At 63.9% G+C, this 19961-nt stretch carries 19 protein-coding genes; 8 read left to right on the top strand and 11 right to left on the bottom strand.

Features of this window, described 5'->3' with window-relative positions; all coding sequences use genetic code 11:
- Positions 1-5: 5 nt before the first annotated feature.
- The gene (locus tag X726_RS149240; RefSeq protein WP_023671162.1) at positions 6-1550 is read right to left on the bottom strand and encodes an amino acid permease; all 1545 of its coding nucleotides are present in this window, start codon (positions 1548-1550) and stop codon (positions 6-8) included.
- 17 nt (positions 1551-1567) lie between these two features.
- The gene (locus tag X726_RS149245; protein ID WP_023671161.1) at positions 1568-2386 is read right to left on the bottom strand and encodes an N-formylglutamate amidohydrolase; all 819 of its coding nucleotides are present in this window, start codon (positions 2384-2386) and stop codon (positions 1568-1570) included.
- Between the two features lie 147 nt (positions 2387-2533).
- Here X726_RS149245 and X726_RS149250 point away from each other — a divergent pair, with 147 nt between their 5' ends.
- From X726_RS149250 to X726_RS149260, 3 genes are all read left to right on the top strand, one after another.
- A complete protein-coding gene (locus X726_RS149250; RefSeq protein WP_023671160.1) occupies positions 2534-3358 on the top strand; it encodes a MurR/RpiR family transcriptional regulator in 825 nt (274 codons plus the stop codon).
- A 171-nt stretch (positions 3359-3529) separates the two neighbouring features.
- Positions 3530-4693, top strand: a complete 1164-nt coding sequence (locus X726_RS149255; RefSeq protein WP_023671159.1) for an efflux RND transporter periplasmic adaptor subunit — start codon at positions 3530-3532, stop codon at positions 4691-4693.
- Positions 4690-7821, top strand: a complete 3132-nt coding sequence (locus tag X726_RS149260) for an efflux RND transporter permease subunit (RefSeq protein WP_023671158.1) — start codon at positions 4690-4692, stop codon at positions 7819-7821. Before X726_RS149255 ends, X726_RS149260 begins: the two co-directional genes overlap by 4 nt.
- A 69-nt stretch (positions 7822-7890) precedes the next feature.
- On the opposite strand, the gene X726_RS149265 is transcribed toward X726_RS149260, so the two are convergent.
- Genes X726_RS149265 through X726_RS149280 form a run of 4 tightly spaced genes read right to left on the bottom strand, consistent with a single transcriptional unit; the run spans position 7891 to position 10908 of the window.
- Entirely contained in the window at positions 7891-8388 is a 498-nt protein-coding gene (locus X726_RS149265) for a hypothetical protein (RefSeq protein WP_023671157.1), read from the bottom strand.
- A 24-nt stretch (positions 8389-8412) separates the two neighbouring features.
- Entirely contained in the window at positions 8413-9450 is a 1038-nt protein-coding gene (locus X726_RS149270) for a zinc-binding dehydrogenase (RefSeq protein ID WP_023671156.1), read from the bottom strand.
- Between the two features lie 11 nt (positions 9451-9461).
- Positions 9462-9746, bottom strand: a complete 285-nt coding sequence (locus X726_RS1000000171165) for a zinc-binding dehydrogenase (protein ID WP_196813644.1) — start codon at positions 9744-9746, stop codon at positions 9462-9464.
- Complete coding sequence (locus tag X726_RS149280; protein ID WP_023671154.1) at positions 9667-10908, bottom strand: acyl-CoA dehydrogenase family protein; 1242 nt, start codon at positions 10906-10908, stop codon at positions 9667-9669. The genes X726_RS1000000171165 and X726_RS149280 overlap by 80 nt, the downstream gene beginning before the upstream one ends.
- Before the next feature lie 127 nt (positions 10909-11035).
- Here X726_RS149280 and X726_RS149285 point away from each other — a divergent pair, with 127 nt between their 5' ends.
- Genes X726_RS149285 through X726_RS149295 form a run of 3 tightly spaced genes read left to right on the top strand, consistent with a single transcriptional unit; the run spans position 11036 to position 13394 of the window.
- Positions 11036-11851 (top strand): SDR family oxidoreductase, encoded by an 816-nt coding sequence (locus tag X726_RS149285; protein WP_023671153.1) that lies wholly within the window; start codon positions 11036-11038, stop codon positions 11849-11851.
- Entirely contained in the window at positions 11848-12363 is a 516-nt protein-coding gene (locus tag X726_RS149290) for a MaoC family dehydratase (RefSeq protein WP_280790513.1), read from the top strand. The genes X726_RS149285 and X726_RS149290 overlap by 4 nt, the downstream gene beginning before the upstream one ends.
- On the top strand, positions 12360-13394 hold the full coding sequence (locus tag X726_RS149295) for a phosphotransferase (protein ID WP_023671151.1): 1035 nt from the start codon (positions 12360-12362) through the stop codon (positions 13392-13394). The genes X726_RS149290 and X726_RS149295 overlap by 4 nt, the downstream gene beginning before the upstream one ends.
- Positions 13395-13643: 249 nt before the next feature.
- Here the strand turns inward: X726_RS149295 and X726_RS149300 are convergent, their stop codons facing one another.
- A complete protein-coding gene (locus tag X726_RS149300; RefSeq protein ID WP_156940664.1) occupies positions 13644-14567 on the bottom strand; it encodes a hypothetical protein in 924 nt (307 codons plus the stop codon).
- A gap of 26 nt (positions 14568-14593) precedes the next feature.
- Between X726_RS149300 and X726_RS149305 the strand changes: the two genes are divergently transcribed.
- Positions 14594-15238, top strand: coding sequence for a TetR/AcrR family transcriptional regulator (locus X726_RS149305; RefSeq protein WP_023671149.1), 645 nt, complete (start codon positions 14594-14596; stop codon positions 15236-15238).
- Between the two features lie 186 nt (positions 15239-15424).
- Complete coding sequence (locus tag X726_RS149310; RefSeq protein ID WP_023671148.1) at positions 15425-15658, top strand: DUF680 domain-containing protein; 234 nt, start codon at positions 15425-15427, stop codon at positions 15656-15658.
- 138 nt (positions 15659-15796) lie between these two features.
- On the opposite strand, the gene X726_RS149315 is transcribed toward X726_RS149310, so the two are convergent.
- The 4 genes from X726_RS149315 to X726_RS149330 are packed head-to-tail and all read right to left on the bottom strand — an operon-like array spanning position 15797 to position 19955.
- Positions 15797-16024: a hypothetical protein gene (locus X726_RS149315; RefSeq protein ID WP_023671147.1), complete on the bottom strand. Its 228-nt coding sequence runs from the start codon at positions 16022-16024 to the stop codon at positions 15797-15799.
- 52 nt (positions 16025-16076) lie between these two features.
- Positions 16077-16661 carry a sarcosine oxidase subunit gamma gene (locus tag X726_RS149320; protein WP_023671146.1) on the bottom strand — a complete coding sequence of 195 codons (585 nt, stop codon included), beginning with the start codon at positions 16659-16661 and terminating at the stop codon, positions 16077-16079.
- Positions 16654-19647: a sarcosine oxidase subunit alpha gene (locus X726_RS149325; RefSeq protein WP_023671145.1), complete on the bottom strand. Its 2994-nt coding sequence runs from the start codon at positions 19645-19647 to the stop codon at positions 16654-16656. The genes X726_RS149320 and X726_RS149325 overlap by 8 nt, the downstream gene beginning before the upstream one ends.
- On the bottom strand, positions 19644-19955 hold the full coding sequence (locus tag X726_RS149330) for a sarcosine oxidase subunit delta (RefSeq protein ID WP_023671144.1): 312 nt from the start codon (positions 19953-19955) through the stop codon (positions 19644-19646). Before X726_RS149330 ends, X726_RS149325 begins: the two co-directional genes overlap by 4 nt.
- Positions 19956-19961 lie beyond the last annotated feature (6 nt).

Genomic DNA, 19961 nt, shown 5'->3' with positions numbered 1-19961 from the left:
TGCTGTTAGCCTGCCGTCTGGCCGACGGCTGCTTCCGCGGCCGCGATCTCCGAAGCGCGGCGAGCAATGTCGGCGCCGATCGGCGGGCCCTTGAAGCGGCGCGATTCGATGCCGAACCACAGCACCATGAGCAGAACGATCAGGCCGATGGCATAGTTGATCAGGATGTCGAAGGGCGGCTGGATGCCGGCATACATCAGCACCAGAACGCCAAGCACCGTGATGACGGCGAACGGCTTGGACCAGATGCCGAGGCGGAACGGGCCGAATTCGGTCCAGCTCTTGCCCTCGGCAAGCAGGCCGGCGGCCACGGGCATGGCGTAGGACACGTAGAGGAACAATGCACAGCCGGCCGCCAGTGCGGCAAAAGCCGGCGAGTACAATGTCGCTGCGACCGCGAGCACCGCTCCGAGCCAGATTGCCGCCACCGGCGTGCGCCATGTCGGGCTGACGGTTTTCCACACCGACGAACCGGGCAGGCCGCCGTCACGCGCGAAGGCAAAGATCATGCGCGAGGTCGACGTCAGTCCGGCGAGAGCGCAGATGAAGTTCGCCAGCACGATTGCGATGGCAATGATGCTCTTCAGCAGGAATGGTGCCGGCAGCTTGTTGAAGAGATTGAACCAGGCATTGGCGCCATCCTTGGCCGTCGCTGCCAGATCGGGGCTGGCCAGTACGAACGAAACGGCCATGACGAAGCCGAACACCAGCGACCACAGGACCGAATGGATCATGCCGCGCGGCACCGCCACGCGGGCATTGTGGGTCTCTTCGGACGTGTGGGCCGAAGCGTCGAAGCCGGTGATGGTGTAGAGTGGGTAGAGCAGGCCGATCAGGAAGGCGACGAGTGCCGTCCGTGCGGTCGGAACGTAGCCTGCGCCTGGATCACCGGTGTTGTTGACGAAGGTGGTGAGCCGCGAGAAATCCCAGCTTGCGCCCCAGATCAGGAACATCGCGGTCAACACGACGGCGACGACCAGAATGAGGTAGCCCGAGAAATCCGTCAGCATGGTGGTGAGCCTGATACCGAAATGGTTGATCAGCGCCTGTGCGACCGTGATGATCACAACGCCGATCACCTGCTCCTGATAGCCCCACGCGGAGACGTCGTTGCCGAACACGCCGGACCAGACAAGGTCCTTGAACAGCGCGTAGACGCCGACATTGACCGAGGCGACGACGAAGACCAGGCCGAGCAAGTTGATCCAGGCCGTGGCCCAGCCCCAGCCGCGCCCGCCGAGAATTGACGACCAGTGGTAGAGACCGCCGGCCGTTGGGTAGGCCGAGCCGATCTGGCCAAGGGACGCGGCAACGACAAGTGCAAAGACGCCGCCGATGACCCAGCCGACAGTCGCCTCGAAGCCGCTGCCGGTCGCCATGGCCAGCGGGAAGGACGTGATGCCGCCCGCCAGAATACAAATGATCGAAAAGGAAATTGCGAAATTCGAGAAGCCGCTCATGCGGCGAGCCAACTCCTGGGCATAGCCCATGCTATGGAGGGTTTTTACATCCTCCGATCTTTCAGCGTCTGATTTGTCCGGTCCTGCCATTTTCGTCCCCTGTTTTTCTAGCTGGCCGATTGAACTGACTTTCCCATTGCGTGTCGCCGGGAACCCTTGGCCTCCTCGGGTTCCAGGTCAGAAAAAATGCCCGTGAGCAGATCCGCCCATTTCCGCTGCCCGGTCTCGCCGGAGATCTCGTCGTTGCGGATTTCGATCATTGCGCAGGCAAGGCCGCGCGAGCGTGCATGGCGCTCCAAAGTGAAATATACGCGGTCGGCCGGCGAATAGGGCTCGTTGATGCCGACAGTGACGCCGGAGAGCCGCTGCAGCGCCGCTATCAGCGGCGACGCCAGCCGGCGGTCGTCATCATGGATGATGCCGATATGCCAGGGCCGGTTCTTGCCCTTGTAGACCGGCGTGAAGGAATGCACCGACACCAGCCGGGTGTCCTGCCCACGCGCCTGCCGGTCGTCGATGATCGATGCGATCGTGTCGTGGAACGGCCGCCACGACAAAGCGATGCGCTCGGCGCGCTCACTGTCCGACAGGCCGGCATTGCCCGGAATGGCCGTCGTCTCGCTGACCGGCGGCACCAGGTCCGGTGCGTCGAGCGGACGGTTGCAGTCGATTATCAGGCGCGAGATGCGGGTTTCGATGAGCGTCGCATCGAGGGCGGTCGCGATGCGGCGCGCCACCGGCAGCGCGCCGGGGTCCCAGGCGATGTGGCGGGAGAGGTCCTCGGCCGGCAGGCCAAGCGTGCCGAATTCGGACGGCAGGAAGTTGGAAGCGTGGTCGCAGGTCAGCACGAAAGGGCTGGACCCGCCGGGGTTCGTCACCCCTACGGTATCAGACGATGCAAGGCTGGCGGGCCGTGCTCTCTCCATAGTCTGCCGTCCCCTGGGGAGCGCTGTATCTTATGTTACGTATTTTGCCTCATTGCGTCCCTGTGGATGATTTCATACAGTTTGTCCGGCTTTGTCAAATGCGATTTCGGGGAAGCGGTCTGGACGGGCTCAGGGGTGGGGAAAACGATGATTTCCAGCATTGCCGAACTGATTTCGGACCGCATCGGCACGATGCCGGCCGGCGAGCGCCGCGCCGCGCAGACACTGATTGCGAACTATCCGCTGATCGGGCTGAAGACGGTCGCCGAGTTCTCGACCGCCGCCGGCGTATCGTCGCCGACCATCCTGCGCTTTGTCTCCAGGCTGGGGTTCCAGAACTATCCCGAATTCCAGTCGGCGCTGCAGGACGAACTGGCGGCGCAATTGCAGTCGCCGGCATCGCGCACGCTCAACCCGGCCTCCCCAAGCGGTGCAGTATCGCCAATGCTGGAGGCGACGCTGGACAATATGCGCGAGACCTTCAGGCATCTCTCCGACAGACAGCTTGCCGACATCGCCGCAAGGCTTGCCGACCGGCGCGGCAAGACATTCCTGATCGGCGGCCGCTTCACCGATCCGTTGGCACGCTACATGGCCGCCCATCTCGCCATCATCCAGCCCGATGTCTATCACCTTGCCGGCCAGGAGAGCATCTGGCGCGACCGGCTGATCGACATGGGCAAGCGCGACGTGCTGGTGATCTTCGACATCAGGCGCTATCAGGACAGTCTGGTCCGCTTTGCCCAGACCGCGCATCAGCGCGGCGTTCAGATCGTGCTGTTCACCGACCAGTGGCTATCGCCGATCGCCCGCTTCGCCCGCCATGTCATTGCCGGACGCACCGCCGTGCCTTCGGCGTGGGACTCTTCCGCCGCTCTGTTCGTTGTCGCCGAGACGCTGATCGGCGCCGTCACCAGGCAGCTCGAGGCCGACAGCGCCAGGCGCATCCGCGACCTCGAAAGCCTGCGCTGACACGCTCAATCCCCGCCGCAAGTGCGCAAAATTACGCAGATTTAATGTGCATGGAAGCGGCAGAATTGCCATAAAGCCATGATATTGCGGCGGCTTCGCACATACCGGGTGCGTCGCTGCGCGTTTTTTTGCTTGGCGAAACCGGTAGACGTTTTGCCAACCGGAGTGTCGATGGCCGCCTGGAAACAGATCGTTTTTGCGCTTGTGATCCTGGTCGCGGCTGTCCTCGCCTGGGCGCGATTCTTCCCGGGCGCGCCGGAGGTTCTAGCACGCTGGGGCATCGACTGGACCTATGCTTCGGCGCCCGCCACAACCGGTGCGGTCGACACGACAAAACAGGCAGGCGGCCGCAACGCTGCCGGCCGCCCGGCAAATGTCGTCGCCTTGCCGGCGACCACCGCCACCATCAACGATCGCCTGCAGGCGATCGGCACCGGCCGCGCCAACGCCTCGGTGACGGTCAACCCATACAGCTCTGGGCGCCTCGTTGAATTTCTCGTCCAATCCGGCACCCGCGTCGACAAGGGGCAGATCATCGCTGTTCTCGATTCCGAGACCGAGGTGATCTCGCAAGATCGTGCCAAGCTTGCCTTGCAGGATGCCCAGGACAAGCTCGAGCGGGTGAAATCATTGAGGGCCTCCAACGCCGCGACCCCGGTCGCCGTCGCCGATGCCCAAGTGGTGCTGGCCGGCGCCAAACTGGCGCTGCAGGATGCCGAACTCGCCTTGCAGCGTCGTTCGATCGTCGCCCCTATCGCCGGCACGGTCGGCATCCTGCCGATATCGGCCGGCAATTACGTCACCAGCCAGTCGGCGATCGCCACGCTTGACGACCGCTCCTCCATCCTGGTCGATTTCCTGATGCCCGAGCGCTTCGCCGCCGCCGTCAAGGTCGGCGCGCAACTGTCGGCGACGCCGATCGCCAATCCGAGCAAGGCCTATACCGGCACTGTGTCGGCCATCGACAACCACATCGACGAAAAGAGCCGCACCCTGCTGGTCAAGGCTGCAATCGCCAATCCGGCGGATTCGCTGCGCGCCGGCATGTCGTTCGGCATCACCATGCGCTTCCCCGGCGACACCTATCCGGCCGTCAGCCCGCTGGCAATCCTGTGGGGTTCCGACGGCGCCTATGTCTGGCAGGTCGAGGACGGCAAGGCCAGGCGCGTTCCCGTGCGCATCATCCAGCGCAACACCGAGACGGTGCTGATCGACGCCGAGATCGAGGATGGCGACATGGTCGTCACCGAAGGCACCCAGAGCGTCAGCGAAGGCGGCGCGGTCCGCATCGCCGGCCAGGATCAGCGCGCCGCGGAAGCTGCCGAAGGCTCATGACTGCACCCGTCAGCACCGCCAGCGAAACCGGCTTCACCGCACTCTTCATCCGCAGGCCGGTTATGGCCTTCGTGCTGAACACGCTGATCGCAGTGGCCGGCCTTGCCGCTTTCTATGGCGTCGAAATCCGCGAACTGCCCGATGTCGACCGCGCCGTGGTCACCGTGTCGACGGCCTTCGAGGGTGCCGCCGCCGAAACCGTCGACCGTGAACTGACCGACACCATCGAGGGCGCGGTCGCCCGCGTCTCCGGCGTCAAGTCGATCTCGTCGACCTCTTCCTTCGGCCAGAGCCGCGTCACCATCGAGTTCAACGACGGCGTCGATTTGAACGTCGCCGCCTCCGACGTGCGCGACGCGGTCGGCCGTGTCGCCAACATGATACCGGAGACCGCCGACCCGCCGCGCATCGTCAAGGCCGATGCGAATTCCGATGCCGTGATGCGACTGGCCGTCACCTCCGACACCATGTCGGTGCAGGACATGACGGTGATCGTCCAGGACCAGATCGAGGACGAACTGGCTGCCGTGCCTGGCGTCGCCGACGTTCAGGTCTATGGCGACCGCGACAAGATCTTCCGCATCGATGTCGACCAGAACAAGCTCGCCAGCCTCGGCTTCACTGTGGCCGATCTGAGGGCAGCGCTTGCCTCGGTCGCTTTCGATTCACCAGCCGGTTCGATCACCACCACCAACCAGGATCTCATCGTCCGCACCACGGCCGATGTGACGACGCCGGAAGAATTCGAAAACATCATCATCGGCGGCACGACGCGCATCCGCGACGTCGCCACCGTCACGCTCGGTCCCGACATCGGCCAGACCTCGTTGCGCTCCGACGGCAAGACCGGCATTGGCCTTGGCATCATCCGCCAGGCGGAATCGAACACGCTGGATATTTCCACCGGAGTGAAGGCAGCCGTCGCCAAGCTGCAGGAAAACCTGCCCAAGGGCATGTCGATCAAGATCACCAGCGACGACGCAGTCTTCGTCAACGGCGCCGTGCACGAGGTCGAGATCGCGCTCGGCCTGTCGATCTCCATGGTGCTGATCGTCATCTACATCTTCCTGCTCGACTGGCGCGCGACGCTGATCCCTGGTCTGTCAATGCCGGTCGCCATGATTGGCACCATCGCCGCCATCTATCTCGCCGGCTTCTCCATCAACATCCTGACGCTTCTGGCGCTGGTGCTGGCAACCGGCCTTGTCGTCGACGACGCCATCGTCGTTCTGGAAAACATCGTGCGACGGCGCAACGAAGGCATGGGGCCTCGTGCCGCCGCCGTGCTCGGCGCCCAAGAAGTGTTCTTCGCAGTCATCGCCACGACGCTGACGCTCGTTGCCGTTTTCGTGCCGATCTCCTTCCTGCCGGGACAGACCGGCGGCCTGTTTCGCGAATTCGGCTTCGTCCTCGCCATGTCGGTGCTGCTCTCCTGCGTGGTGGCGCTGACGCTGTGCCCGATGCTGGCCTCGCGCATGTTGACCGGCGCATCGCTCCACCATGAAGGCGGTCACGGCATTGGCGCGCGCGTCGGTGGCGCGCTGAACGCGGCCTACAAGCGCGCCCTGCATGCCTGCCTCGGCGCGCCGTGGATCGTGCTGCTGGTTGCGGTGCTGTTTGCGGGCGTCGCCTTCAGCCTGTTCGGCACCATCCGCCAGGAACTGACGCCGAGCGAGGACCGCGCCGTCGTGCTGTTGCGCATCAACGCGCCGCAAGGCGTCAGCCTCGATTACACCACGCAGCAGATGCAGAAGATCGAGAGGCTGATCCAGCCGCTGCGCGATTCCGGCGAGATCGTCTCGACCTTCGAAAACGCCGGCCAGAACGGCGCCTACAATTCCGGCTTCATGGTGATGACGCTGGCGCCGTGGGACGAGCGCACGCGCAGCCAGCAGGAGATCATGGCGCAGATAAGCCAGCTGACCCGGCAGGTGCCATCCGTGCGCATCTTCCCGGTGCAGGCCAATAGCCTCGGCATTCGCGGCGCCGGCAACGGCCTGCAATTCGCGCTGGTCGGCAACGACCGCAAGGCGCTCGGCGACGCGGCGGTCAAGATCATCGCCCGGATGCAGGCCGATCCGCGCTTCCAGACGCCGCGGCTTTCCATCGACCCGACGCAGCCGCAGCTGGCTGTCGCCATAGACCGCGAGCGCGCCTCCGATCTCGGCATCGACATATCAGGGCTCGCCAACACCTTGCAGGCGATGCTCGACGGCAACGATGTCGTCGATGTCTACATCGCCGACCGCAGCTATGGCGTGAAGCTGGTCTCGACCACCAACCCGATCAATGATCCGACCGATCTGGAAAACATCTTCCTGAAGACCGCCGACGGCCGCTTCGTGCCGATGTCGACCATCGCCACGCTGACCGAGCGCGCCGTGCCGCCGTCGCTGACCCGCGAACAGCAGCAGCCTTCTGTGGCGATCACCTCGAACCTGAACGGCAATTTCGCACTGGGTGACGCGCTCGGCGTTGCCGAGCAGATCGCCGCCCCGCTGCTGCCGCCGGGCAGCCGCGTCCTGCCGCTGGCCGAAGCCGCGACGCTCGGCGAGACCAACAGCGCCATGATCACCATTTTCGGCTTCGCGCTGGTCATCATCCTCCTGGTGCTCGCCGCCCAGTTCGAAAGCTTCGTCAGCGCCGTCATCATCATGGCGACGGTCCCCCTCGGCCTTGCCTGCGCAATCTTTGCGCTGCTTTTGTCAGGCACCAGCCTCAATGCCTACAGCCAGATTGGCCTCGTGCTTCTGGTCGGCGTCATGGCCAAGAACGGCATCCTCATCGTCGAATTCGCCAACCAGCTGCGCGACCGCGGCCTCGGCGTGCGCGAGGCGATCGAGCAGGCCTCGATCATCCGCCTGCGGCCGGTGATGATGACGATGATCTGCACCATCCTCGGCGGGGTCCCGCTGGTGCTGGCCGCCGGCGCCGGTGCCGAAGCGCGCATCGCGCTCGGCTGGGTCATCGTCGGCGGGCTGGGTCTCGCCACCGTCTCGACGCTGTTCCTGACCCCGGTCGCCTACCTCCTGCTCGGCCGCTTCGTCACGCCGAAGGCGCATGAGGAAGCGAGGCTGAAGCGGGAGCTTGAGGAAGCGGCGTACGCCAATGTCGAGCCGGCGGAGTAGCTGGCTCCAGTGGCTGTAGATATAGGGAGGGGGCGGTCGTCAGCACTGAAAACCGTTCGTGCGCCTCCACTATTTGCCAGTGAATTCTGGCAGTTGGATGTACGGGTTGGCCGGGTCGTACCGGTACCTCGGCTCACCTTTCCCCGGTGATATCGCACCCGCGATCAGTGCTCCTTTCGGCCCGAATTGATAGTCTATCCCGGCACAGAGGTGAGCGAGATCTTGGTAGTCAAAGCCGCGCAGCGCAACGCGGGTTTCAAACGCCGCTGCCTTGAGGGCGTCAGGCGAAAGCGCGCCGAGCGTGCTGTCGCGATATGCTTTGAGCTTGGCTTTATTGACCTTGGACGACTGACACTCCGAGCCGACTTCTCGCGCCAGCACGATGTTTCTGACTGCGGTCGCAGCAGGATTGTCCAGGGCGGCCGAATACTTCTTGAGGAAGAAGTTTGTGCTGGGGTCATTGGTCATCGACTTGCGCCAGGAAGGCGGGAACTTGTCAGCAGCCTCGGCAGAAATCGAGCCTGCCATCCCCGTGAGGACGACTGCAACGAACCACAGTTGCTTCATGGGAGAACCTCGAACTCTTCTGATCTACGGCCTAATAAACACCTTCCCGTTCGGCTTGGCCAGCTCCGCCGGGGCCTTCGCCATCGCCTCATCCAGCGGTAGCACCGCCGTCACGTCGGTTGACCAGAGCCCATCCGAAAAGCGCTTCTGTGCTTCCATGATCGCCGGGCCGCGCTTGTCGCGGAACTGGCGCATCCATTCGACCAGCCAGAAGCCTTCAATGTGCTTGTGTTGGAAGATCATCTGGCCGGGCTCACGGATGACAGTGGTGTCCGGATCGAGCCGTCCATAGATGATCCAGCGCGAGCGCTTCGGCATGGCGTCGAAGATCGCCGAGGCCAGCGGCCCGGTCACGGCATCGAGGAAGATGCGCGGCTGCTCGGCCTTGACCACATCGCGTAGTGCTGCCTTGAAATCCGGCGCCTTCTCGTTGAGCACATGGGCAGCCCCGATCTCCTTCAACAGCGGAATCTGCTCGTCGCGGCGTACGGTGACGATCGGCCGGAACCCAGCCTCCTTGGCGAGACCCGCGATCAGCTTGCAAAGCTGGCTGGCGCCGGCGGTCATGATGAAGGCTTTTTCGCCCGTCTCCTTGACGATGTCGAACATGGCGAGCGCCGTGAGCGGGTTGACGATCATCGCCGCGCCATCCTCGTCGCGGACCGTGTCGAGCAGCGGAATGCAGCCGGCAGCTTCGGCAACTGCATAGTCCGCCCACGCGCCCCAATTGGTGACGCCGGTGGTGAAGGCGATGCGCTTGCCGATCAGGCTTTTCGCATAGGGCTCGTCGCCGCTGGCAACGACCGTGCCGACACCCTCGAAGCCGGCCGGCTGGCCCTTGGCGCGCGGCTGACCGTACTGGCCCTTGATGAACATGACGTCGGACGGGTTGATCGAGGCGAGGCTGACCTTGATTAGAACCTGGCTCGGTCCGGGCGTCGGCACGCCGATGCTGCCAAGCTTGAGATACGGCTCCATCGCCTCCAGCGCACTGCCGGAGGGCGTCCTGGTGTAGCCGTCGCCGGTCAGCAGCAGTGCTTTCATGTCTGAGGGGATCGCCATGGCGGGGCTCCTTACAGTTTGAGGATGAGCTTGCCGGATGCGCCACGGCCAAGCACGCGCGTCACCACGGCGGCGGCATCGGCCAGCGGATAAGTGCCTTCGATGGCCGGCCGAACCTTGCCGGCGAGATGCCAGCCGACCAGCGCCTTCAGATTGTCGGCATGGACGAGCTGGTCGAGCGGCGCGAAATCGCGGGCGATAATGGCCTTCATCCGCTCAGACCTTTTCCTGCGTGTATTTCCTGAGTTCCGTACGCGCCACCTGCCGGCGGTGCACCGCGTCCGGCCCGTCGGCAAGGCGCAGGGTTCGCAGATGCGTCCATGAGCGTGCCAGCGGCGTGTCCTGGCTGATGCCTTGCGCCCCGAACATCTGCACGGCCTCGTCGGTGACCTTGAGCGCGACGCGCGGTGCGATGACCTTGATCTGGCTGATCCAGGGCGCGGCTGCGCGCGCATCGCCCTGGTCGATCATCCACGCCGCCTTGAGGCAGAGCAGCCGCGCCATCTCGATCTCCATGCGGCACTCGGCGATGATATCGAAATTGGCGCCGAGCTTGGCCAATGGCTGGCCGAAGGCCTCGCGGCGCACCGAGCGCTGGCACAGCAGCTCCAGCGCCATTTCGGCTTGGCCGATGGCGCGCATGCAATGGTGAATGCGGCCGGGGCCGAGCCGCCCCTGCGCGATCTCGAACCCCCTGCCCTCGCCGAGGATCAGGTTTCCGGCCGATACCCTGACATTGTCGAAGCGGAGGTGCATGTGGCCGTGCGGCGCGTCGTCATCGCCATAGACCTGCATCGGTCGAAGCTTGATCACGCCCATGGTGTCGGACGGCACCAGGATCATCGAATGGCGGCGGTGCTGCGGCTCGGCTTCGCCGCCGGTGCGGACCATGACAATGTAGATGGCGCAGCGCGGGTCCCCGGCCCCCGACGCCCACCATTTCTCACCGTTGAGTGCATAGTCGTCGCCTCGCCGTTCGCAGCGCATGGCGATGTTGGTGGCGTCGGAGGAAGCGACGTCCGGCTCGGTCATCAGATAGGCCGAGCGGATCTTGCCCTCGAGCAGCGGCTCAAGCCATGCCTGCTTGTGGTCGTCCGAGCCGTAGCGCTCCAGCACCTCCATATTGCCGGTGTCGGGCGCCGAGCAGTTGAAGGTCTCGGCGCCGAGATGCGCCTTGCCCATCTCCTCGGCGAGGTAGGCGTATTCGACCGTCGAGAGACCATAGCCGCGCTCGGACCCGGTCAGCCAGAAATTCCACAGGCCGCGCTCCTTGGCCGTCTTCTTCAATCCCTCGAGGATCTCGGTCTGCCGCGCGGTGTAGACCCAGCGGTCGCCGCCCTTGCCGACCTCACTCAAAAAATCATGATCGAGCGGCATGATCTCATCGCGCACCATGGCGGCGACACGGGCGTGGATCGGCTTCAGCCGCTCGGTCATGCCGAGATTCATGTCCGCCATCGGTCTCCAACCCTTTCACGCATCTGGGCACTTTACCCGTGGCAAGGATGACCGTACTTCGGGTAGCCTTGTCAACGCGAGCCCCTTTCGCCCCGGACCGTGAGCAGAAAAGCGCGGAGGAATTCCGATGAGCTATCTGGAAGAACTGTTCTCAGTCGCCGGCAAGACAGCGCTGGTGACGGGAGCCGCGACCGGCATCGGCCGCATGGTGGCGACCGCTTTGGTCCAAGCCGGCGCCACCGTGATGATCGCTTCACGCAAGGGCGAGGATTGCATCAAGGTCGCCGCTGAGTTGAACGGGCTCGGCGGCTCCGGCAGTGCCGAAGGCTTTGCCGGTGACGTCTCGAGCGAAGCAGGCATTGCCGCGCTGGTCGGCGAGGTCAAGGCGCGCACCGAGAAGCTGCATATTCTGGTCAACAATGCCGGCATATCCTGGGGTGCCTCCCTGGAGGATTTTCCCTATAGCGGCTGGGCCAAGGTGTTCGCCGTCAACGTCACCGCCGTCTTCCATCTGACGCGCGAATTGCTGCCGCTGCTGGAAGCCGCCGCGAGCGATGCCGATCCGGCCCGCGTCATCAACCTGGGCTCGGTGATGGGCACGCAGCCGCTGGCCGACGACGCCTATTCCTACACCGCGTCCAAGGGCGCCGTTCACCACCTGACGCGCACGCTGGCGATCGAACTCGCGGCGCGGCGCATCACCGTCAACGCCTTCGCCCCCGGCCCCTTCCAGAGCCGGATGACCGCCTTTGCCACCGGCACCGAAGAAAAGGCCAGACATGTCGGCAGCCATGTCCCCATCGGCCGTATCGGCGTGGCGGATGACATCGGCGGCGCAACGCTCTATTTGTGCAGCCGTGCCGGTTCCTATGTCACCGGCGCCATCCTGCCGATCGACGGCGGGCAGTCGGTGCAGCATGGGCTGACATTGTTCAAGGAATGAGCCGCGGTCGGCGGCAAGGGGAGGACACCGCAGTGGAACCGATCAGTCTCGATGTGCTTCTGGCCAGCGTCGGCAAGGAAGTCGGCGTCTCGCCATGGCGCGAGGTCACACAGACCATGATCGACCAGTTCGCCGACGCCACCGACGACCACCAGTTCATCCATTGCGACCCCGAGCGGGCCAAAAACGAGACGCCGTTCGGCGGCACCATCGCGCATGGCTTCCTGTCGTTGTCGCTGCTCTCGGCGATGACCTTCGAGACCATGCCGCCGCTGGAAAAGGGCAAGATGGGCGTCAACCACGGTTTCGATTCGCTGCGCTTCCTGGCGCCGGTGAAGACCGGCGCGCGCATCCGCACCCGCTTCGTGCTGGCCGACGTCAAGGTCAGGCCGTCGGGCTGGGTGCAGACGGCGCATGACGTGACCATCGAGATCGAAGGCTCGAAGAAGCCGGCGCTGACGGCGCGCTGGCTGACGCTGACGCTGATCGAGCGTGAGCCGGAGACCGCATGAGCGGCGACGCCAACGCGCTGGACCGGACGGCACTAGCGCCCTATCTCGAGGCGCACATCCCGGGTTTTGCCAGGCTTCATTCCATCGAAAAATTCAAATCCGGCCAGTCGAACCCGACCTATCTGCTGACCGCGGCCAGCGGCCGCTATGTCCTGCGCGCCAAGCCGCCGGGCCAGTTGCTGAAATCGGCGCATCAGGTCGACCGCGAATTCACGGTCATGAAGGCGCTGGCCGGCACCGCCGTGCCGGTGCCGGCGATGCTGCATCTGTCGGCGGAGGCGACGCCGATCGGCCGCATGTTCTACGTCATGGATTTTCTCGACGGCCGCATCTTCTGGGATCCGGCATTGCCGGAGGCCGCTGGCAACGATGAGCGCGCCGCCCTCTACGATGCTATGAACGCCACGCTGGCGGCCCTGCACGATGTCGATGTCGAGGCGGTCGGGCTCGGCGATTTCGGCAAACCCGGCAATTACTTCGAACGCCAGCTGGCACGCTGGACCAGCCAGTACCGCGCCTCGGAGACCGGCACGGTCGCCGACATGGACCTGCTGATCGCGTGGCTGGAGACGCATACGCCGGCCGATGACGGCCGAAAATCTCTCGTGCATGGCGACTACCGGCTGGACAACATGATCTTCGCGCACAATGAGCCGAAAGTGCTGGCCGTGCTCGACTGGGAACTGTCGACGCTTGGCCACCCCTTTGCCGACATCGCCTACCAGTGCATGCAATGGCGCTTGCCGCACGCCTCGGGCTTTCGCGGTCTTGGCGGCGTCGACCGCGCCGCCCTCGGCCTTCCCTTGGAGGAAGCCTATGTCGCGGCGTATTGCCGTCGGCGCGGGCTGGCCGGCATCGACAATTGGAGCTTCTTCCTCGCCTTCTCCTTCTTCCGTTTGGCTGCCATCTGCCAGGGCGTCTACAAGCGGGCGCTGGACGGCAACGCCTCCAACCCCGAAAAGGCCAAGACCTATGGTCAAGCGGTGAAGCTGCTGTCGCACCTTGCCGCCAAGCTGATCGACCGAACCTGACTCGACAATGAGATATTGTGGTCGGCGCGATTTGATGACAGATCGGATCAGTTCCGTTCCCCGACCGGGGAGCAAGCCCATACGGAGGTGGTGGCAACCGGCCTGGAAACAGGACGCAAACCGATCACCGTCTGTAGAAAGAGCATGATGCCGAAAGTGTGAAGCGGTTTTCGGACGACATCATGCTCTATCAATTTGATTAGACCCGGATTCAGATTTCAGGTCAATTCGACCTGAAATCATCCTGCTCTAGCGCGCATCGCTGGAAATGAACTTCATGTGCCGGCTGACTTGCAGGGCGATGTAGACGACCAGCGAGCATCCGATCGGAAACACGATCTCAATGAGGCCGGTGGCGACAGCCTGCGGCAATGCCAGCGCAATGTCCTTGGCTGCGGCAGTCTCGATCGTCAGCGCCGTGATCCCGCCGCCGAACACCGCGCCGGCCAAGGCACCCGCCAGCATGAAATGCAGCGAGCGAGGTTCTTCCTTGGATGCCAGCGAAGCCAGCATCCAACCCAGCAAACCATACTCGATCGCCCGCAACATACCGAGCGTAGTGAGCGACAGGATCACGGGCTTTGCCGATACATCAAGCGCGCTCACCATCACCTTTTGCGTACCTTTGGCGATGCCCATGGCCAGCGGCCCCGAGATCATGGCGATCAGGCCGCCAAGCGAGGCTCGCACCTTGGTGATCGCCGTGCCGAGGCTGACGCCGGCGCAGACGAAGAATGACCAGGTCACGCCTTGCGCCAAGTCGATCAGAACCTGGGTCGGGGCCGGGTGCGAACCTGCCGCAAATCCGGCAGTCAGAATAAGCGCTTCCATGGCGAAGCCGATTGCGATCGCCAGCCATGCGACTATCACGACCCGCCTGAGCGCTAGCCTTGCGCCATGAGAAAGTGGATGTGCGCCCGGCAGCCCGGACGAAAGCTCTATCGCAGCCATAGAGGCCCCCCAAAACCGAAATTTCTTGCAGAGCCGCCAAATAGGCTTTGTTTGTAACAGTCCGATGTTGCCTGCGTGCGCCCAGGTTACACATGCTGTGACATAGATGCTGGCGGAATGGACCAAAACGGGCACGACTATTCGAGAGAAAGCTTGAGGTCGCTTTTTGATGCCCCTGACAGCGCCCTTGCCCGTTTCCGTACAGCGTATATATTTAGTCATGCACAACCAACCAAAGGCACCGGATCTTGCCACTGAGCGTCCAGAAACGCCGCGAGAAACAAAAGGCCGAACTGCGTTCCGAACTGCTCGACGCAGCCCACAAGCTCGTCAAGGAAGAGGGCTATGAAGGCCTGACCATCCGCAAGTTGGCCAAGCGGGTCGGCTATGCTCCGATGTCGGTCTATTCCTACTTCGCCGACAAGCAGGACATCCTGTTTGCGCTGGCCGAGGATGCCTTCGAAACACTTGCCCGCCGCATCGAGGAGCATCCTTCCGACGATCCGATCGAGGCCTTGCGTGCGGTGATGACCGAATATGCCGCCTTCGGGCTCGGCAATCCCAACGAATACCGCACCGTGTTCATGACCGAAAAGACCAAGCTGCCGGAAGGCAGAAGCTATGAGGACATGGAAGAGGCCAACCCGGCGATGAAAGCGCTGATATCCAGGGTCGAGGCCTGCGTTGCTGCAGGCAAGCTGCAGGGCGATCCGCGCGCCATCGCCACCATGCTTTGGGCAGTCGGCCACGGCACCATCTCGCTTTTGATCACGTTCCCGTTCTACCCCTTCGGCGATCCACAGGCTTTCGTGACGCGGATGTGCGATTTCACGCTCGCCACGCTCAGCACCCAGAATGTGCCGCCGCTGACCGAGACCCCGGTCGACTGCTGAGCATCCCCGCCCCTCCAATTCAACGTCCGGCCTGACAGCTTCGGCTGTGTCAGTGCGCCGCAATTTTCGGCATTCAAAAAAATTTGTCGTACGCGTACGTTTTTCGACTTGAAAACCCATCTCGGTGGACGTATGTGTACGTTGTATCGTACATGTACGAAAAAAGTTTAACCGATGGAGACTGACATGAACAAGACCCTTCTCGCTCTCGCCACCGTGCTGGCTCTCTCCGGCTCGGCTTTCGCCGCCAACAACACACACTCGACCAAGCAGGCCCCCGCCGCCACCTGCGTCGACACCACGACCAATGCCAAGCTCGATTGCGCCGTGACCGGCTCGGTCGAAAAGTCCGACGTCAAGGCCAAGAGCCCGCGTCTCGGCATCGAGATCAACCCATGGATCGTGCCGAGCACGTTCTAAGTTGATCGGGCTCGACCACAGCAACGACTAATTTAAGGGCGGCAGGATAATCCCGGCCGCCCGTTTTTTCCTCAGCGCCCCCATTTCCTCAGCGCAAGCCGGCTTTTCCTGAGTTCAAACCTGGCGTAGCCGAACGGGTTATTTCTTGCGCGGTTTGCGACCCGGCACCGTCTTGGCCTTGCCGGGTCTTGCCGGCGCGCCTGGGATGGCGGTCGAGGTGATCGACACCGGATCGCTGGCCGGAAACGTGTCCTCGAGGCCTTCCTCGAGTTCCTCTTCGGCAGTCACCTCGTGATGCTGCTCATGTTCGAGTGAGCGCACGGCGGACGTCTTGCCAGCTGACTTCGGCGGCGCTTTCGACGGCATCGTATGTTCTCCCTGATGGGGGAAGCAGAACGGCTTGACCCGTCAAACGTTCCTACGCCGCCGCGTCGCTGGCTGCTTCCGACAGGAAAGTAAAGACATAGTCCGAGAAGGAACGCCAGCACTCGACCCGGAAAGCGTCGGCTGCCGTGCGCAACAGCAGGATTTCGCACTTGCCGAGAATGGTGCGCGACGCCGCGCCCACCGGAAAAGCCTCGAGCGACAAATCCTGCGGGCAGCCTGCATTGATCGCGGCGGCAGCCGCCGGGCCGGTGACGGCGAAGGCGACGTTGCGGTGCGAGATGCCGACCGCCGAATGCAATGCGGCAACCCCAGCACGATCGGCCAGCGGATCCTTGCCAGCCTCATCGATGACCAGCCACTCGTCAGGGCCAAGCCACAGCGCCGTGCGCCCTGTCTTCGACGCCGAAGTTTTCGGCTGCTTCGGCAAGGTCAGGCCGAGCGCCTTCGACAGCGCCGCCACGGAAGCCTCCGGCGCGCGCAGCGACATGCGCTCCGCCGGCGGCAGCACCTCGACCTTGACATCCGTTGCGGAAACGACGCGTCCAGCCAGGGCCGGGCGGCGCTCGACCGACGCCGCTGCAGCTGGGGCCGTCTTCTTTGCAGCAGCCTTAGCCATTGAGGCGCCCTCCCGTCTCGTCGAAGAACACCATGCCGGTAACCTCCACTTCGATCACCCCGTTCGGCATCGGCACATAGAGCGTGTCGCCCATCCGGTCGCGGCCGCCGGCAACCAGCGCCAGCGCGATCGAGCGACCGCAATTTTCCGACCAGTAGCCGGATGTGACGTGACCGATCATCTTCATCGGGATCGCCTGCTTCGGGTCGGCGACGATCTGCGCGCCTTCCTCAAGCACCACTTTCGGGTCCTTGGTCTTCAAGCCGACCAGCTGCTTGCGGCCCTTGGCGACCAGATCGGGCCGCGTCAGGCCGCGGATGCCGACGAAGTCGGTCTTCTTCTTGCCGACCGCCCAGTCGAGCCCGGCATCGTTCGGCGTCACCGTACCATCCGTGTCCTGGCCGACGATGATGTAGCCCTTTTCGGCGCGCAGCACGTGCATGGCCTCGGTGCCGTAGGCAGTAGCGCCATGCTTCTGGCCTTCGGCCCACAGCGCTTCCCAGACCGCCTGGCCGTGATCAGCCGGCACGTTGACTTCAAAACCGCGCTCGCCGGTGAACGACATGCGAAACAGCCTGGTCGGCACGCCGCAGATCTTGCCTTCGCGCACCGACATATGCGGCAGCGCCTCGTCCGACATGTCGATGCCTTCGACCAGCGGTGCAATGATGTCGCGCGACTTCGGCCCCTGCACGGCGATGACCGCCCATTGCTCGGTTATCGAGGTCAGCCAGACATTCAGATGCGGGAACTCGGTCTGGAGATAGTCCTCCATATGGTTCATGACGCGCGGCGCGCCACCCGTCGTGGTCGTCACATGAAAACGGTCCGGCGCCAGCCTGCCGACGACGCCGTCATCATAGATGAAACCATCCTCGCGCAGCATGATGCCATAGCGGCAGCGGCCGGGCTCAAGCTTCTCCCACGGATTGGTGTAGAGCAGTTCCATGAACCTGGCCGCATCCGGCCCGACCACTTCGATCTTGCCCAGCGTCGAGGCGTCGAACAGGCCGGCATTGCTGCGCACCACGACGCATTCGCGGTCGACCGCCTTGTGCATGTCCTCGCCGGGTTTGGGGAAATACCAGGCGCGTTTCCACTGCCCGACATCCTCGAACACCGCGCCTTGAGCTTCCGCCCAGGGATGGATCGCGGTCTTGCGTGTCGGGTCGAACAGCGGACCGCGCGAATGGCTGACGATCGCGCCGAAAGTAACAGGCGTATAGGGTGCGCGGAACGTGGTCAGCCCGACCTCGGGGATCGGCTTGCCAAGCGTCTCGGCGGCAATCGCCAGGCCGTGCATGTTGGAGGTCTTGCCCTGGTCGGTCGCCATGCCGTTGGTGGTGAAGCGCTTGACGTGCTCGATCGAGCGCATGCCTTCATGCACCGCCTGGCGGATGTCCTTGGCGGTGACGTCGTTCTGGAAATCGACGAAGGCCTTGACCGTCTTGTCCGGCCCGGCGCCGGGCGCCGCGCCCAGCATGCCGCGCGACCAGCTTTCCGACGCGTCGACCTTCGGCTTTACGCCCTTGGCCACTTTGCCGCCCGCATCCTTCGCCGCCTTTGCGCCGGCCGCATAGGCCTCATCGATCGACGCCGAGAGCCCATCCGTACCGTTGCAGGCGCCGACCGAAACGCAGTCCTGCGCATAGATGCCCGGCACGAAGCGCTTGGTCTCGTCATTGAAGGCGACCTTGCCGCGCGACTGTGAGAACAGATGCACCGACGGCGTCCAGCCGGCCGACATCAGGATGGCGTCGACCGGAATGGTGCGCTCGCCGCCCCCATTCTTCGGCTGCACCGTCATCGAGGTCACGCGCAACTTGCCGCCGGCGCGGATCACCGCGCGGCCGAAATTGACCTCGATCCCGAGCGCCCTCGCCTCGTCGATCACAGGTCCGGTCGGATGGTCGCGCAGGTCGACGATCGCCGCCACGTTGACGCCGGCCTTCTTCAGGTCGATCGCGGCGGAGTAGGCCGAGTCATTTGCGGTGTAGACGCCGACATTTTTGCCGACCGCGACACCGTACTGGTTGAGATAAGTCCGCGCCGCCGAGGCCAGCATGATGCCGGGCCGGTCATTGTCGGCAAACACCATATGGCGTTCGATGGCGCCGGTCGCCAGCACCACGCGCTTGGCGCGTACCTGCCATAGGCGCTCGCGCGGCAAATCGTGGCCGGGGTTTTGCAGATGGTCGCTGACCCGCTCGACCAGGCCGACGAAGTTCTGCGCGTAGTAGCCGAACGCCGTCGTCCGCGACAAAACGCGGACATTGTCCAGGGCGGTGAGCTTGGCCACCGCGCCTTGCGCCCAGGCATAACCGTCCTGGCCGTCGATCTTCGCCCCGCTCTCGAAGCGCAGGCTGCCGCCGAAGCCGGCCTGCTCGTCGACGAGGATGACACGCGCGCCGGTTTCGGCAGCGGCGAGCGCTGCCGCGATGCCGGCCGCACCGCCGCCCAGCACCAGCACGTCGCAATGCGCATAGCGCGAGGAATAATGGTCGGGATCTGGCTTGTCGGGCGAAACGCCAAGACCCGCCGCGGCGCGGATCTTCGGCTCGTAGAGGCTCTTCCAGGCCGCCTTCGGCCACATGAAGGTCTTGTAGTAGAAGCCGGCCGAAAACAGCGGCGATGCAATGTCGTTGACCGCGCCGACATCGAAGGCCAGCGAAGGCCAGCGGTTCTGCGACTGCGCGACCAGCCCGTCATAGAGCTCCTGCACCGTGGCGCGGATGTTGGGCGCCTTGCGTGCCGCGTCGCGCTTGACCTCGACCAGCGCGTTGGGCTCTTCCGCTCCGGCCGACAGGAAGCCGCGCGGACGGTGATACTTGAACGAACGTCCCACCAGATGCACGCCATTGGCAAGCAGCGCCGAGGCCAGCGTGTCGCCTTCGATCCCGGTGTAGGCCTGGCCGTCGAAGCTGAAGCGCGCGGTCTTGGCCTGGCTGAGCCGGCCGGCGCTCGGAATGCGGAACGCGCCGCTCATTTGGAAGCCATTTCGTTGGAGTTTTTGGGCAGCTTGGACGGTTTCGGCTCGACGGCTTTGTAAGTCATGACGAACTTGTCGGTGACGGTGTCGCGCACCGCATTGAAGAAGCGTGCGCAGCCATGGATGTGGCGCCAGCGCTCATAGATGATGCCCTTGGGGTTCGAGCGGATGAAGAAGAACTTTTCGAAGTCGTCGTCGCTCTCGCCCGCCATGTTGGCCGAACGCGCAATATGCGCCTCGCCGGCGTTACGGAACTCGAGCTCCGGGCGCTCTTCCTCGCAATAGGGGCAGCGGATGAGAAGCATTATCGT

Source organism: Mesorhizobium sp. LSJC285A00 (assembly GCF_000503155.1).
Taxonomy (GTDB): domain Bacteria; phylum Pseudomonadota; class Alphaproteobacteria; order Rhizobiales; family Rhizobiaceae; genus Mesorhizobium.
Note: the sequence above shows the minus strand (reverse complement) of the source record. Positions and strands in the feature narration are given on the sequence as shown.

What these genes read in the sequence shown, in the direction of transcription:
- X726_RS149240 (WP_023671162.1), bottom strand. Translation starts at nt 1,550, where the DNA reads ATGGCAGGACCGGACAAATCAGACGCTGAAAGATCGGAGGATGTAAAA.
- X726_RS149245 (WP_023671161.1), bottom strand. Translation starts at nt 2,386, where the DNA reads ATGGAGAGAGCACGGCCCGCCAGCCTTGCATCGTCTGATACCGTAGGG.
- X726_RS149250 (WP_023671160.1), top strand. Translation starts at nt 2,534, where the DNA reads ATGATTTCCAGCATTGCCGAACTGATTTCGGACCGCATCGGCACGATG.
- X726_RS149255 (WP_023671159.1), top strand. Translation starts at nt 3,530, where the DNA reads ATGGCCGCCTGGAAACAGATCGTTTTTGCGCTTGTGATCCTGGTCGCG.
- X726_RS149260 (WP_023671158.1), top strand. Translation starts at nt 4,690, where the DNA reads ATGACTGCACCCGTCAGCACCGCCAGCGAAACCGGCTTCACCGCACTC.
- X726_RS149265 (WP_023671157.1), bottom strand. Translation starts at nt 8,388, where the DNA reads ATGAAGCAACTGTGGTTCGTTGCAGTCGTCCTCACGGGGATGGCAGGC.
- X726_RS149270 (WP_023671156.1), bottom strand. Translation starts at nt 9,450, where the DNA reads ATGGCGATCCCCTCAGACATGAAAGCACTGCTGCTGACCGGCGACGGC.
- X726_RS149280 (WP_023671154.1), bottom strand. Translation starts at nt 10,908, where the DNA reads ATGGCGGACATGAATCTCGGCATGACCGAGCGGCTGAAGCCGATCCAC.
- X726_RS149285 (WP_023671153.1), top strand. Translation starts at nt 11,036, where the DNA reads ATGAGCTATCTGGAAGAACTGTTCTCAGTCGCCGGCAAGACAGCGCTG.
- X726_RS149290 (WP_280790513.1), top strand. Translation starts at nt 11,848, where the DNA reads ATGAGCCGCGGTCGGCGGCAAGGGGAGGACACCGCAGTGGAACCGATC.
- X726_RS149295 (WP_023671151.1), top strand. Translation starts at nt 12,360, where the DNA reads ATGAGCGGCGACGCCAACGCGCTGGACCGGACGGCACTAGCGCCCTAT.
- X726_RS149300 (WP_156940664.1), bottom strand. Translation starts at nt 14,567, where the DNA reads ATGACTAAATATATACGCTGTACGGAAACGGGCAAGGGCGCTGTCAGG.
- X726_RS149310 (WP_023671148.1), top strand. Translation starts at nt 15,425, where the DNA reads ATGAACAAGACCCTTCTCGCTCTCGCCACCGTGCTGGCTCTCTCCGGC.
- X726_RS149315 (WP_023671147.1), bottom strand. Translation starts at nt 16,024, where the DNA reads ATGCCGTCGAAAGCGCCGCCGAAGTCAGCTGGCAAGACGTCCGCCGTG.
- X726_RS149320 (WP_023671146.1), bottom strand. Translation starts at nt 16,661, where the DNA reads ATGGCTAAGGCTGCTGCAAAGAAGACGGCCCCAGCTGCAGCGGCGTCG.
- X726_RS149325 (WP_023671145.1), bottom strand. Translation starts at nt 19,647, where the DNA reads ATGAGCGGCGCGTTCCGCATTCCGAGCGCCGGCCGGCTCAGCCAGGCC.
- X726_RS149330 (WP_023671144.1), bottom strand. Translation starts at nt 19,955, where the DNA reads ATGCTTCTCATCCGCTGCCCCTATTGCGAGGAAGAGCGCCCGGAGCTC.